The 13,866-nt window shown below is 48.9% G+C and carries 13 protein-coding genes; 4 read left to right on the top strand and 9 right to left on the bottom strand.

Annotated elements, in window-relative coordinates:
• Window positions 1-1,260 precede the first annotated feature (1,260 nt).
• Window positions 1,261-1,917 (top strand): hypothetical protein, encoded by a 657-nt coding sequence (locus IMY23_RS14300; protein ID WP_192822740.1) that lies wholly within the window; start codon window positions 1,261-1,263, stop codon window positions 1,915-1,917.
• Window positions 1,918-2,067: 150 nt separating this feature from the next.
• Window positions 2,068-3,084 carry a hypothetical protein gene (locus IMY23_RS14305; RefSeq protein WP_192822741.1) on the top strand — a complete coding sequence of 339 codons (1,017 nt, stop codon included), beginning with the start codon at window positions 2,068-2,070 and terminating at the stop codon, window positions 3,082-3,084.
• Window positions 3,085-3,604: 520 nt separating this feature from the next.
• Here the strand turns inward: IMY23_RS14305 and IMY23_RS14310 are convergent.
• Both IMY23_RS14310 and IMY23_RS14315 read right to left on the bottom strand, forming a co-directional pair.
• A complete protein-coding gene (locus IMY23_RS14310) occupies window positions 3,605-3,934 on the bottom strand; it encodes a TfoX/Sxy family protein (protein WP_192822742.1) in 330 nt (109 codons plus the stop codon).
• Window positions 3,935-5,139: 1,205 nt separating this feature from the next.
• Complete coding sequence (locus tag IMY23_RS14315) at window positions 5,140-5,331, bottom strand: hypothetical protein (RefSeq protein ID WP_192822743.1); 192 nt, start codon at window positions 5,329-5,331, stop codon at window positions 5,140-5,142.
• Window positions 5,332-6,191: 860 nt separating this feature from the next.
• On the opposite strand from IMY23_RS14315, the gene IMY23_RS14320 reads away from it, so the two are divergent.
• Together IMY23_RS14320 and IMY23_RS14325 are read left to right on the top strand one after the other, a co-directional pair.
• On the top strand, window positions 6,192-6,590 hold the full coding sequence (locus IMY23_RS14320) for a DUF4236 domain-containing protein (protein WP_192822744.1): 399 nt from the start codon (window positions 6,192-6,194) through the stop codon (window positions 6,588-6,590).
• A 9-nt stretch (window positions 6,591-6,599) separates the two neighbouring features.
• Window positions 6,600-7,577: an SH3 domain-containing protein gene (locus IMY23_RS14325; protein ID WP_192822745.1), complete on the top strand. Its 978-nt coding sequence runs from the start codon at window positions 6,600-6,602 to the stop codon at window positions 7,575-7,577.
• 799 nt (window positions 7,578-8,376) lie between these two features.
• Here the strand turns inward: IMY23_RS14325 and IMY23_RS14330 are convergent.
• The 7 genes from IMY23_RS14330 to IMY23_RS14360 all read right to left on the bottom strand — a co-directional run bounded on the left by IMY23_RS14330 (window position 8,377) and on the right by IMY23_RS14360 (window position 13,849).
• Entirely contained in the window at window positions 8,377-9,360 is a 984-nt protein-coding gene (locus tag IMY23_RS14330) for a hypothetical protein (RefSeq protein ID WP_192822746.1), read from the bottom strand.
• A gap of 46 nt (window positions 9,361-9,406) precedes the next feature.
• The gene (locus IMY23_RS14335; protein ID WP_192822747.1) at window positions 9,407-9,913 is read right to left on the bottom strand and encodes a DUF4138 domain-containing protein; all 507 of its coding nucleotides are present in this window, start codon (window positions 9,911-9,913) and stop codon (window positions 9,407-9,409) included.
• A gap of 61 nt (window positions 9,914-9,974) precedes the next feature.
• Window positions 9,975-11,135 (bottom strand): conjugative transposon protein TraM, encoded by a 1,161-nt coding sequence (traM, locus tag IMY23_RS14340; RefSeq protein ID WP_192822748.1) that lies wholly within the window; start codon window positions 11,133-11,135, stop codon window positions 9,975-9,977.
• Window positions 11,136-11,147: 12 nt separating this feature from the next.
• A complete protein-coding gene (locus IMY23_RS14345) occupies window positions 11,148-11,369 on the bottom strand; it encodes a hypothetical protein (RefSeq protein WP_192822749.1) in 222 nt (73 codons plus the stop codon).
• A gap of 12 nt (window positions 11,370-11,381) precedes the next feature.
• On the bottom strand, window positions 11,382-11,990 hold the full coding sequence (gene traK, locus IMY23_RS14350) for a conjugative transposon protein TraK (protein WP_192822750.1): 609 nt from the start codon (window positions 11,988-11,990) through the stop codon (window positions 11,382-11,384).
• Between the two features lie 21 nt (window positions 11,991-12,011).
• A complete protein-coding gene (traJ, locus tag IMY23_RS14355; protein ID WP_192822751.1) occupies window positions 12,012-13,190 on the bottom strand; it encodes a conjugative transposon protein TraJ in 1,179 nt (392 codons plus the stop codon).
• Window positions 13,187-13,849, bottom strand: coding sequence for a TerB family tellurite resistance protein (locus IMY23_RS14360; RefSeq protein ID WP_192822752.1), 663 nt, complete (start codon window positions 13,847-13,849; stop codon window positions 13,187-13,189). Before IMY23_RS14360 ends, traJ begins: the two co-directional genes overlap by 4 nt.
• Between the last annotated feature and the right edge of the window lie 17 nt (window positions 13,850-13,866).

Below are 13,866 nucleotides of genomic sequence, written 5' to 3' on the forward strand. Positions count from 1 at the left end.
TACCTGCTTATTTACACTTGGGGTTTTTAACCACCTTGTATCCAAGTTTTGCATTTCCAGCATCTGCTATCACTAAACTAGGGGGAATCCTTACCCAGGTCAAAAACTCCTTTGCAAACCTCAAAGTAGGGTTTGAATACGAAGACCAGACCTTTACCATAGGTATTTACTAACTATAGGGAGGCGGTTGATGTTGAAGGGGTGGATAAAAAGTGTCAGTGGGAAAGATTAGGATGGTTTATCTTAAAATCAAGCAGGCATCTTGGAAGGCAAACAAAGGGGGACGCATAAAGGAATAACAGCTATGACTAGGCGGCAAAATCACGCATTAAACTGTGAAAAACAACGCACTTCTTATAGTTCACATGAGCTTCGTCTATTTGATATTGCAATAGGTGAAAGTGGTCGTACAAGCCAAGCGAAGGAAACCCATATTTGACAGAGGGAGAAATCTATCCTCCAAAAAAAGGAGAACCAAACGTGTGCAGATTTGGAGGTGTTTGAGGCATAGACATGTTTATTAGCGGCTTTTCTTGCCCAGTGATTTATTTTTTCGGCAAAAAAAAGCTGCTAGGTTTTATATTCACTTCATTGCACTGCTCTAGTCAGATACTGATAGAGAACTTTAAGGGGATTTAAGCTTTTTACATACTATTGAATGCTATCCACTTTCTCTAACTGAGCCATAAAGGCTACATATGCATTCAGGCTGCCGGGTGTTACTGCCTTCTCCTGCACTTTAGTTACTTAACCTTTGATTGCATAGAGTGTAAGGGCGCCAAGAGCCCGGCCCAGTATCAGAGTCATTTTATTAGCCCCTGCTTCCTCAATAAAAGGAAAGGCCTCTCCAAAGTCCATACTTACCGGAATGCACGCCACAAAACTACTTGAAGCTAATCATTCTGGCTGCTTTTTGATTTGGAGCGCCATCAAAAGAAGGACACAATTTTGTAAGGCAGGTTACTGTATTTCAAATCTTCCAAGATGATTCCTTTAATGGAAGAATATTCAGTGTGAAGAAAATTCCGAGAATAATGCTGATTCCTGGGGCCTGTCAATAAGCAAAGAGCTGGATACCTATAAAATAATCATGGAACTTTTAACAACAGAAGGTCAGTGAATGACAAAGGGTTGACCCCCCTTAGTGACAAAACAAAAATTGGAATAGGTTTCACCGCCTCCCCTAGACATGAAGGTTTATGAACAAGGCTGAGGTGAAATCTGAAAAGTATTTACATGTAGAATTTAAAAATTGAAACAATGGAAACTATTCAAATTACACAAACCGAAGTAAGTTTTAAAGATCCTTTTCAGCCAGTTGTTTCCCAACCTATCGAAGGGGAAGCCACAGAGTCCTTTTCTATTGAAGTATCTGGCCTAGGCCAACTGACTGGGATCTCCTACACTGTTCCAGCACATTCTGAAGGCAGGATAAAAGCAAATCTGCAAATTTCTGCACTGTCAAGCGCCGATGTGAAAAATCTGAATGATTTGGCACTGGGCATGCTGGACGCCTCTTACAAAGAGGAAATAAAAGAGTATGAGAAGACTTCGGCGAGCGCTAATATCTCCGTTTGGTCATGGTTCTTCGGTGGGGGAGGCGCCTCTGCGTCGTATGAGAAGACAAAGGAAACAATGAAATCCAAGGGGCTCAGTGACGCGCAGATTACAATGCTTATGGACGCTTTCCTGGAGCGGGCAAAGAGTATGTCAACCGTGGAAATCGATTTCTATGTCAATAATTCGGCAAACGACTATTCCGTTAGCGGGGATCTTTATCTCTATACCGTTTCCGGAACGATTAAGACGGAGAAAGGTACGGCACAGTATCGCATGCTGGCTGACCAAGCGAACGCCGGTGGTCCACCGCCCACTGGGGGAGGAGCGCCTTCCTCGGGGACTATTAAGTTAAATTAACCTCTGGTCCCAGAGGGCATCATAAGGATTCATGATGTCATACGCGGCATCATGAATCCTTATGATGAATTTTTACTTTAGTTAGGCAGGCATTGCCTGCCCTAGTCCGTGTAAGGTATTGTAATTGCAAATTAAGTTTAAAACCGAGTCATGAACCTAAGCAAAGAAGAACTGGCATTACATGATGAAATGGCAGATAAATTACCTGAGTTAATAAAAGAGTATCTCACAAGACCGGATATAACCTCTGTCAGTGTTTCAATAAAAATAATTGATGGTCAGTTAACTGATCGACTGAGTTTTACATTTGGGGTAAGGAAAAAGCTTCCACAAGGGCAAGTTGAGAAGCCCTTGCCTTCCAATATAGATGGCTTTCCAACTGATGTAATTGAGTTTGAGATTCCAAAGTATAGTTTAATGCCATCATTCAGTGAATTGGAGACCTCAAGAACTGAGAAAACGGACCCGCTGATAGGCGGTGTCAGCATTTCTCCAGACTATGAGTTAGAAGTAGCAGGGGTGAAAAGTAAGACTCGTGGGACTTTAGGGGTTATGGTAAATAAAAGCGGAGATGACCGGCCTTATTTGATAACCTGTGCCCACGTTTTAGCTGGAACAAACACCCTGTTAAACTCAGCCGTGTGTCAGCAGTCAAAGTGGGAAACCGCATTAGATTACTGTCACAACTGTGCTGATCTGAAGGCATATTTCCATGAAAACGTTACTTATGTCCGTGAATCCAAATCAATAGAAGCATGGCTTGACTGTGCCGTAGCACGGAAAGGGTGGTTTAGAAATGTAACCATTGGCAAAGTATACGGGGTTGACAAGCCCATTCTAGGCTTTGTTCCTAGTATAAGGGCTGAATTGATTGGGGAGGAAGTTTGTAAAAGCGGCATAAAAACAGATGTTACAAAAGGTACCATCCAAAGTATAACCTTAAATGCCAAGCTGGAGAACTTTGATGGCACTGAGGAAATCGCTAGAAATCTAATTCAGGTGATAGGCAAATCAGGGGATTTTTCCCAATCTGGGGACTCCGGCTCTGCCGTATTCCTAACTTCCAACTCTTTAATGATTGGTTTGCTTGTGGCTGGGAATAACACAATGAGTGCTGTCACCCCCTCAGATGCAATAATGAGTAAATGGCCGGAATTGAGTTTTTAGATTTTCTGGGAATTACCTATTTTTTTAGGGGACTATTAAGGGTGTTTTCAAATACGGCTAGGATGGGGGCACTGGTATCTTTGTAAAGTACTGACATGCTGTTATCGGGATACGGGCGGTCCAGTTTGGAAAACACATAGGTAGGGATAAGGCAGCTGCGATTTCCCATAGCAATGGGCAAGTCCACCAAATGGTAGGAGATGATAATCCTCTTTCCTGGATAAATATTAATCCTTAACCTCCACGTTTGATTTTTGTGCAAAGTTTTCGTTTCCTTCAATTGCTGCTTTTAAGATTTCAATATTGAACGGAATAAGTCTTAAGCTTTCTGTTTAAATGACATTCCTTCTACATGATCTCTTTTTTTTAGCCAAACCGCTAGCACTTTGATAAATGCACCATGTATGTATATTTCTTATACTACTCCCACAGTTAAGCGATTTAAAGTTGCAGGCTTGATGTAAAGCCGCAATTTTATAAACCATTTCCGTTATTTTATAAAAACCCATTTAGGTGTCACCTACTTTACTTTCTTTATTTTTTGTTTTGGCAGTGGTAATTCTTTGACTGAAATTCTGATCAGTTCACTTAGCCAATCCCTGTCCTCAATTTTGGCTCCTATTAAGAAACTCGGTTTTGCCCCCTCATATGGCGAGGCTTCAATGACCTCACCTATGAACCTTCGTCCCGAACTGGTTGGTTTTATAAATAACTTATTGTCACAGATCAGTCCGAATAGTTTTCCGTCACAGTAGACACCATATTCGCCAAACATCTTTTTGGCGGTTATCTCTCCTGCATCTTTGATTTGCCCCAAGACGAAGTATACGAAATTTTTGTCGAATGCCATCAATTGGTCATTTGGTATGAAGTGCCAAGATACGCGATTCTATATCTTTACTGCGCTTGATCTATACTTTATGAATTTGTGTCTCGTTTGTATTTTCTTCCTGAAGGCTAGGTAAACCAATAAGCCACCCATTGCGACACCTTGTGCGAATGCGTAAAACCAAGCCGTGCTGCCCATCAGGATAAGCCTTGAATTCAATAATCATCTAACGTCTACTTTCTGTTGATCCTCTGTTCCAGTGAGAAGAGGGAGCTAAGGAACTGCTCCCCAATATCCTCTATGTCCGTGAACAGCTGTTTCGCGTCATTCACTGTGTCTAAACCCCAAAGCCTGATGAGTTTTTGCTCTTATAAGTTAACTCGTTTTGGAGATAACCCGATTCCATAACCTCATCCATGTGTAGATTATCAGGTATAGGCGAGTTCGTTCACCAAGCTTCCAAGCTCAGATAGATAGCAGGTGAAATTCTCAGTATTCGCGTCGCTGCCCAGCCGATAACCCCTCGCCGCGCCCTGAAGAACATGTGTTTTGAACAGGCTTGGTTAAAACCTATATTCATGGCTGTTCAAATAAGGTTTCGGGGTCTACGCGTAACCAGCTGCAAGCATCCTCCACAGAGCCGAAATACTGGAATTCGAAGGGGGTCCGGTCTCCGATTGTCTGCAGGATACCCTTTGGGGCTATGCGGTTAAAGACATCGGTCGATTCGACCGTTGCTGGCCACCGGATATAGGAGAGTTTAAGGAACTCAAAGAACCGAACCGTGTTTATGTGCTCCTGATCGGTAGGGCGGGTAACTTTCATGTTTCGGCTATCACTCAAACCAAGTTTGACATCCTCCGTGGAAAGTCCAGCATCAGAGAAAGCATCCTGCTTAATTCCTCGCTTGGTGTATAGCCTGGTAGCATACGTAAACTATCTTGATGTGCTCGAAATATTTGATGATTACGTCCTCGGAATCTTAAAAAGCCATTGGTGAGTTTAAAAGGTGACGGATAATGGTATAAAGTACATTTTGGCTAGCCAAAGTGCTAATATTAGTTCCTTTAGAATAAGAATCCCACCCTAAACGGATAATTAAAAGTACTTTTTCTGCGAGATCCAATATTTCCACTGCGGTTTATCGATTCGGTCTGCTTATTATAGGTTAATGAATGAAAAACCCCCGCGACAGGCGGGGCTTTCTGTCCTCTAATTTTTTTTCGCTACTTTGACTCGACTGTGATGTCCTCCACCTTCTCGATGATGATTTCCGGCTTGCCTTTGAAGTCGATAAGCTTGCCAGTCACGCACACCTCTTTCCCTGCGAGCAATTCCTCAGGCTTGGCGCTGAACTTTCCGCGCAGTTCCTTGGGTACCATGATCGTCACCAAGTGGTTGGGAAAGGCCGCGCCCATGTTCAACAATGTCGGCTGTGTCTATGGAGTTCTCAACAAACTTACCGCCGTAGATCTTACCACAGAATGACCGTCTGGCCTACATGCTTGGTGGCTTCCTGTGGGGTAATCTTAGTTTGGCCGTAGGAGAGAACTGCCAATAACAGTAATGAGAATGTAAAAGCTAATCGCTTCATAAATTTGAATATTTTAAACAAATGATTTCTGAGAGACAAAAAATTAACTAGATAACCCGTCTTAACATCCAGCAAACAGTACCCTAATCAAAAACCTTTATTTTGAGACAACTCTAGAAAAACATAGGGTTAGATGTATATATTGCCTAAATTCAATATATACATCTAACCCTTAACAATATGGAAACTATTCAGGCAATCAAGCCGGGGCCAAAACCCAAGAAACAAGATGGAACACCAGACGAAAGAAGGCGTGTGACTCCAGAGTCAAAGCCGAAACACCCAGATTTGAGACCACATAAGCACAAGCCGGGTGAATCAAAATAACTGTAATCTTTTGTAAAGACATTTCTTATTTAGGGGTGTCTTTATTTTTTAATACTTTACTATAAATGCCCACCGTACCAGGGCGAGTTTTCCTGTGTCCAGCCAATACTCAGTAATCCGAGGTTACCGTTTCCTCATCCATCGCTGACTTCAATGTTCAGCAACGTTCTCCTGCCTCAAGGCACCCAAAATCCTATTTAACAAATGGACTTACTAATAAGTCATGGTCATCCCCAGGTTCACCTGATACTTAATTGATAAAAATGTTGGGAGCAAGAACGCTTAAAGGGTCCATCAATTTTACTAAATCGGCAAAACAATATATTTGGTAAAATAATATATACTATAAAAACCTATATGGGATTCTATTTCAGAAAGAGCGCAAAGGTTGGGCCGTTTCGGCTTAACTTCTCAAAGTCAGGCATCGGCGTATCTGCCGGGGTAAAAGGGGCAAGGGTAAGCATGGGCCCGAGCGGAACTTTCGTGCATCTGGGGGCTGGCGGCATCTACTATAAGAAGAGGCTGGGGACCAATACAAAACCCTCCGGCCGTCCCGGTTATGGCAATACCCCGAGGGAGGAGACATCCCCTCAGATAGGGGAACACACTATAACCACACTGAATTTCGATGGCCTTTCCGACTCCAATTCCCAAGAGTTCATCAAGGAACTTGAATCCAAGGAAGGCAAGGTTTCCTATTTCAAGTGGCTTGGATGGGTTCCTGCCTTGGTGATCCTGTGGGCAATGTTCTCATAGGTGAACGGGGTGATAAAGAGGGACGAGGTTCCAGGGAGGTTTTTTGAGGTTCAAAAACAGGGGGTGAACATCAGAATCGGACCTTCCCCGGAAAGCCCCGCCGTGTTCTACGGCAACCAGGGGGACGCCTTCCTGATAGTTGACAGTACCAATTCCAAATGGACCAAAGTGGCATTGAAGGGTGATATCGTTAAGGAAGCCTATATATCAAGCGCCCTGGGAGAGAACGTGACCAAGGTGGCAAAAGTGATTGAAACCCGTAGGTTCGACGATACTCCCTGGGCAAGGGCCCTTATCTTGCTTTTCACCCTAATATCATTGGGGGCATGGTGTCTCTACATGAGGAAAGTTGACCAAAAGAGACTGACCGTAGAACTCTATTATGCCATGGATGAACAGTTGGAGGAATTGTACCGAAAGTTCCTCGGCTTCTACGGGGAGTTCTCCCAGTCCAGGAAGATATGGCAGAAACTGCACTCCGAGCGGGTGAGCAACGCTAAGTACCATGCCGGGGCCGGTAACCTGGTGCAGCGAAAAAACGTGGGGAAGGTGGAAAAGGACAGCCTTCCCGCCCGCTTCCTGAAGACGAACGTGGAGATTCCCCATATCTCGCTTAAGAACACAGATATGTTCTTCTTTCCCGAGAGGCTCTTGCTGAGACGGGGTAAGAACTTCGCCTCTGTTTTCTACAAAAATCTTGAGGTTGAGGGTTATCCGGTACGTTTCATCGAAGATGAGGGGGTGCCCAGTGATGCAGTGGTCGTAGATCAAACTTGGAAGTACACAAACAAGAGCGGGGGGGCGGACAAACGCTTTAGGGACAACAGGCAGCTTCCGATCTGCAAATACTCTGAGTATCACTTCAAGTCAGGGGCTGGCATAAACGAGGTCATTACCACCTCTAAACTTGGTGCTATGGACAACTTCGTTGATTTCATCAAGGTCGTAGGGAATTATCAGCGGAAACTGGAGTACCAAGAAGCATGATTGCATGGGTTGCGATTCAGCCTTGGCTTTAAATTTAAAGATGTATTGGAGAGTTTGCCTGTCAAAGGTATTCTGGTTTCCAACTTAATGAGAATAAGATGAATTAGATTTAGTCTCGATGGTGAATGACGGAATTTTTGCTTTTCTTATATGAAGTCACTGTATGACGCGAAAAGCTTGATGATGAACCTTCTGGCCAGCCTTCGCTTTTTTTAACGTTCGCTTTTTTTGCGTGTATTGAGGTTCCTCACGTGTAAACATTATTGGCGGCGTCACCACCACCATCCCCAAAGAAAGTGCGCCATGCTACAGGACGCTCTTTCTTTGGTCGGTCTAGATAGGATAATTTGAAACGGCCTGTCTGGGTACACTCCTTTCAGGGATAGGGATTACCTCGGTATAGCGGTCTTCACTGAGGCGTGAAACATCCTGGCTCCTCTCCAACGGGCCGCCTTGGCTTTCTATCTACCTAGTTCGGGTCACACGAAGAACGTTGTCATAGACTGTCACTGTGGAGGTTATTGTGGCAATATCGACCACAGTCACATTCCCCTTGACGTAGGCGGGTAGACCTCTCCAGCGATCCAAACTTCCTGGTCATGGGAAAGGGACTGAGCGTAAGGCCGTCAGGGGGGAATGCCCGGGCGGACCGTATATGCACCGTTTCCTGAAAGTATGGACAGCTCTTCGTATAGGGCCGGATATCCCCAAATACAGGCTGTTATCGGTAAACACCTGTTTTGCGAAGCAAAGGGTCGGTTCTATACCCCGTTCCGACGCTTCACCCCGAGGAAGCGTGTCAAACTGAGACCGCCAGCCCACTTTCTTCCCCACGGGAGTGGGTTATGCCTTTCTCCATTCTAATTCCTACCTCTGGCTTTTTCTCAAATTGCTCCCGCTTTTCCTGTTTTCCCTCCGTATTGAAAATGTTGAAATTCTTAAACCGGGGGGACGCCTCCAGGAATACCTGTGTTTCCTGCCCGTCTTTCATCGTTGTCACAAGGGGTCTTTCCCCCTGCCTGAGCGCCTGAAGCAGGGCCGCTTTGGCGGCAGGATCCTCCATTTCCTTCAAGGCGTACTTTTCAAGGGCTTTTTCCTGGTCAAACCCGTAGGCGGGGTGATGGTACTGGGCCAATACATGATTGCCGTGCTGGTCTTTGGGTTGGTCAAAGTCAATTCTGGTCCATGCCTGGTACCGCTGCCCCTCCAGGCTTACAAAATCATCCCTGAAGACGGACCGCCCCTGTAGCAGATTGGAGGCTTGCTCTGCGGTGAACCCTTTCCCTTTGTCCAGATAGAAAGTATGGGAAACGTCCGGTTTGTAGAAGGTCTGTTTGAAATTCTCTTCCACCAGGGACACTTTTCCGTCCTGCTTGGTGGCAAGGGTGGTTTTGTCCTTTACATTTCTCCCTACCGCCAACTCATGCGTCCCCTCCAGCTTTTTGAAATGCCGGATGGCCTCCACCGGGCTTTGAAAGGTGATGAAGGATGATTTCCTGGCCTGCGGGTCAGAGGAAACCACCATGAACTTCTGGCCCTTTTCCAGTGGGGGGATCTTTGAAAGGGAGGCATCATACTTATTGAAGAAATAGAAATCGGATTGGTTCGACTTCCTGAAGTGCAACGTGAAATCCACCTGTCCCTTTTCAGTAGGGACGGCATGTCTCAGTTGAAAATCAGGAAGTTGCAATTGGAGGTTCTTTTCCAGGGCCTCCTGCACGGGAAAACCGAATTTCAAGTCTTCCAATTCTTTTTTCAGGTGTTCTAAATTGCTTTCGTTCATGTCCGGAAATATTAAAGTGAAAATTTTATAGGGTACAGCATAGCCATCACCATAGCGGACGGGCATTTTCAATTGCCCTGTGGGTAACTTCAAGGGTCACATGGCGGGTACCGGCTTTTTCGAAAATCTCCACCACTAGCTTTCTTCCATCTGTCAGCGTAAGCTTGGGAAGGGCCAGCACAGTGGTCTGTTTTCCTCCTGTTGGAATTCCCCGCAGAGGAAGGTTGTGTGTGTACAGGGGGAGAATCTCCACCTCCTGGCGTACCGACCGCTTCACCGGGCGGCTGTCCTTTGTGTAAAGACGGAGAAAGTCAACCTCAAAACTTAAGACGGAGCCGTTCTTAAACCCTATGGGGATTAAAATGGTATCCCCGGAGGTATGGATCCGGTGCAAGGATACCTTGACCGATCCGCATCGGGTGGTGGAGACAGCGGGCAGGCCGGCTGCCGCCACCGCCGCGCATTTTCGTGCCAGGGAGCCTAATTGGCCGGAAGTGGAATACCATGGTCGTGGGTGGAGTACCATAAGCAAGCAGAGAACAAGGATTTTCATAGGTCAGAGAATTTAAAAGTTGAAGAAATGTGACACGAGCTATGGTCTGGGATTCCCCATTTCATGACAGGCGGAACAGGAGGCGGAGCCCCGCCTTCAATTGGATGCGCACTGATTTTGTTTTCTTCCTGAACAGGCCCTTGGCCACCTGGATACCAGCCCGGGCAACCTGGGCGGGGGGGGAAGGGTCAAGTGCCAGAGCGGAGAGGTGCTGTGCCGCCTCCTCCTTGCCGCCCTGCCAGGTCTCCTTGGCGAGGGAGCCTGTGATGTGCAACCCCTCTTGCCCGTCCAGATCATAGGCCGAAAGGGAGACGGGGATTATTTCATTTCCAAGAAGGATTGTTTTCACATGTATTTTAAGCCGTTCGCCCTCCACCTCGCAGGTTCCGAATAGGAAGCTGTGCTTCTGCAGTGTCCTGTGGTCCAACAGCACATCTTCCAAAAGCCTCAGTCTCACCAGGTCACCCGAAACCACTTTCTGGTCCATGTGGATAATCGCTGCGATGGTGTTGCCAGAAGCAACAGCGCTTCCTGAGTCGCGGATGGCCTGAAGGTCGGCGGGCAGAGGACTTCGGGGGGCTGAGGCTTCTTTCCGTTGCCTGACCCGTTCAGGGTGCTGGATGTCTAATATTTTCTCCAGCATTCCCTCCAACTGCCGCAGTTCGGGGTCTTCCTCCCTCCTTTCCGAGGTCGGGACAGCTTCGCCCACCCTGCCTATGGGGCTTTCCCTCGGAACCCCGGCGGCGGGAATAGGGGAAGGCCGCAGAGGGGGGGCAGCGTGCCCGGAAACCGTGCCCGGCGCCCGTCTGTTCAGTTCTTGGTTCAATTTCTCCATTTGCCGGAGGATCCTTTCCTCCTGCTCTTCGGCGGAAGGGGCCACGGTGGCAGGCGTCAGTGTGTATTCCAAAGAGTCAGGTACCGGCGCCCCCAAGGATAATCCCAGCTTTGCCAGGAGGGAACTGCCCGGATGGGGCGGAAGGTCAGGGGAGTCCCTTCGCACCTGTTCGTAAAGACCGAGCTTGTCCGTGTTTTTATCCTTTAGCACAGCTTCGGGTAATTCCGTGCGCAGGCCGACTAAGGTACCTTGTGCCAGCGTACGGTCGGCATTCCCGCCGCTTTTCAATGCCCAGAAAGAAAGCGTCAGGAAGGGGAAGACGAGAAGGGGCAGCAGCAGGAAGAAGTTCCGTCGCCCTGCGGTGGGAAGGGTGTGTGACTGTTTCATGGCTTCTATCGGTTAGTTGGGAATGGCACGCAGCAAAAGGTAGAGGCAGGTCCCCCCGTACAGGAGGCAGTACAGCAACAGCCCCCATCTGGAAGCACTGGGGGGAAGGGACTGCGCGTTCTTGTTTAGGTAGCCTGCCGCTTTCCGGTGCACAGATAAGATGACACCGGATATTTGCTCCGCTACCCGGTCTCGGCTGGCGGAAGGGGGATTTTGGGGAATGGGCTTTTTCATAAGAATACTCGGTTAAGGTTTGATCTCATCGTTCTGCAGGGTCTCCCACCGGCTGATGAGGAGCCCGTGCGGGTTGTGGTCACTGCGGGGGACATCCCGCAACAACCCCTGGGTCACAAGCCGCCGCGTCAGGGTGGAGGAGGAGCGGACCAGCCGTTGCGTGGCGTAACAGGTGAATTGGAATGGGTAGGACGCGGTATATACCGCCACACTGTCAATAGTGATCTCCTGGGAAATGTTGGCGGTTATCAGATTGGTGTAGAATCCGCTCTCCCTGAGGTTGTCATATTGCCTCTTGGCGGATTCGTCCGCAAGGTAGAGGGCTTTTGACACATGGTCCTGGATGGCCTTCTCATCCGGGCCCAGGGTGAAAAAATAAAAATGGAACATGCGCACATGGTTCCGCGCCTCCACTGGGAGATTGTCTTTCCGAAAGGAGGAGAAAGCCTCCAGGGCTTTGCCGTTGGCGAGCACATAGATGCGTTCCCGGCTGTCCCTAACCAACTGATGGCTTTTGTAGACGGTGAAACCGGTAATCAGGAGGCAGCACGCCACCAAGGCGATGCAGAAAGACCTTACCAGGCGGAAGGCTGAATCAATATTTTTGAGCTGGTTGAACATGGTGCAATAGAGAAGTTTGGGTTAACGTTGGCCGGGGTTGTATTCGCGCTGGGAGGTTCCCTGGGTACCTGGAGGGGCGCCCGTCCCGTGGGAACCACCCTCTCCGTGCAGGAAGGAGCCTGTGCCGTGGACCATGTGCGCCGCGCCCGAGGCCGCCGCGGAGCCGGTGGACGCCAGGAGCAGGGAAACTTTCTGCACCAGGGCGTTGCCTCCCCCGGCATATACCACATAGTTGGCTACGTTGGGCACCGTCAGATATCCCACAATGCCAATGACCATGAAAATGAGGTAAGCGGTGTCCATGGGGCTGAAGAAAGTATCCCCAGCTTCATTGATCTGCCCAATATCCAGTTTAAGCATGTTCTCCTGCACCTTGCCAATGATGCACCCGAAAATATTGGACACCGGGAGCCAAAGGAACACATTGACATAGCGGGCCAGCCACTGGGAGAGGGTGTGTTGGAAACCATCAAAAACAGCAAAGGCGAAAACCAGCGGCCCCAGGATGGCCAGCACTAGCAGATAGAACGTCCTGATGGTGTTGATGCACAGGGAGGCAGCCATGAACAGGACCTGCAGCACTTCACTCATCCATTGTTTGATGGAGTTACGGAAGTTGTAGGAGGCTTTTTCCATCGCGAACCGCACACTGTTGCTTACTTTTTCCATAACCCCCTCCTCCTCCCGCTCCGGATCTTCGGGATGGGTGTAGCGGTACCAGGCGTCGCTGTCCCCCTTCCCATCTTCCCCTACATACATTCCGTGCGCCTCCGACTCCCGCACCGCCTCCTCCTTCTGCCTGAGCAGCTCAGCCACGGCTTTGTCCGAGGCGCCCACCATGGCCGAGGTGGCCGCCACTGTGGGGGACAGCACCCCGTTCAGCAGGGCCAGGACCGCAGGGAAAAGCAGGATGGCCATGCCCAGGGCGAAAGGGCGCAGCAACGGGTAGAAGTCAATGGGTTCGGCGCTGGCGATGTGCCCCCACACCCGCGAGCCGATGTACCATAGGGCGGCAAAACCCGCGATGCCCCGGCCGGCTGCCATCAGGCCTTCGCAGAGCGGGAGCATTTCCCGGTACACCTGGTCCAATACCCCGTGCATCCCCTGCATCCCCTCCGCCATCCCCTGGGCCTGGAGCATTCCAGGGGGTAATACCCCGAGGATGGAAAGGAATACCCGGACGCTCACTTTTGCTTTCATGGCTTTATCCGTTTGGGTGAATTGTGCAGTTGCCGAACAGACCGGGTTTCCTGGAGCTCCCGCATGCGTTGCCGGGAAAGCGTCCCTGCCTCGTCGCTGAAATGGCGGATGAAGGAAAGCCTGTCTCCCATGGCCTGGTGGATCGTGTCGATGGCGCGTAATCGCTCCGCATCCGTCATTCTCAAGGCGGAGGAGGTGAGGACGGTGGTCAATTCCCCCAATAGGCGGGCGCTTCCCTGCAGCACATTCGCATAGACGCTTTCCAGGTAGGAGAGCTCTTCGGGGGTGAATAGGGAGGAGTCTCCAGGCAGGCGCCTTCGCCTGCATTCCCAAAGGATCAGCCGTTGCCGCTGTAGGATCTGGGCGACTAGGTAATACCTTTTCACCTGTGGGCTCACCTCCGTTAAGCCGGTGAGGTAGTCCCTATGCAGGTGGAAATTATCCTCCACCACGTGCTGAACCCCCTGGTAACCCTGGGTGAGGACGTCATATCCCTCCCTCATGTCGGAGAGGATCTGTCTCAGCTGCCCCAGTTTCTCTACGTTCAACAGAAGCTGCCGCACCTCCGTTGATTGGGCATGGCCGGAAAGGGACGGGAGGCAAGCCGTAAGGGCGGGGAGCAGGAGTTTTCGGATTAACAAATCGGATAACGTTTTCATAAGCTTTCAAGGGTAAA

This window comes from Rufibacter sp. LB8, from assembly GCF_014876185.1.
GTDB lineage: Bacteria > Bacteroidota > Bacteroidia > Cytophagales > Hymenobacteraceae > Nibribacter.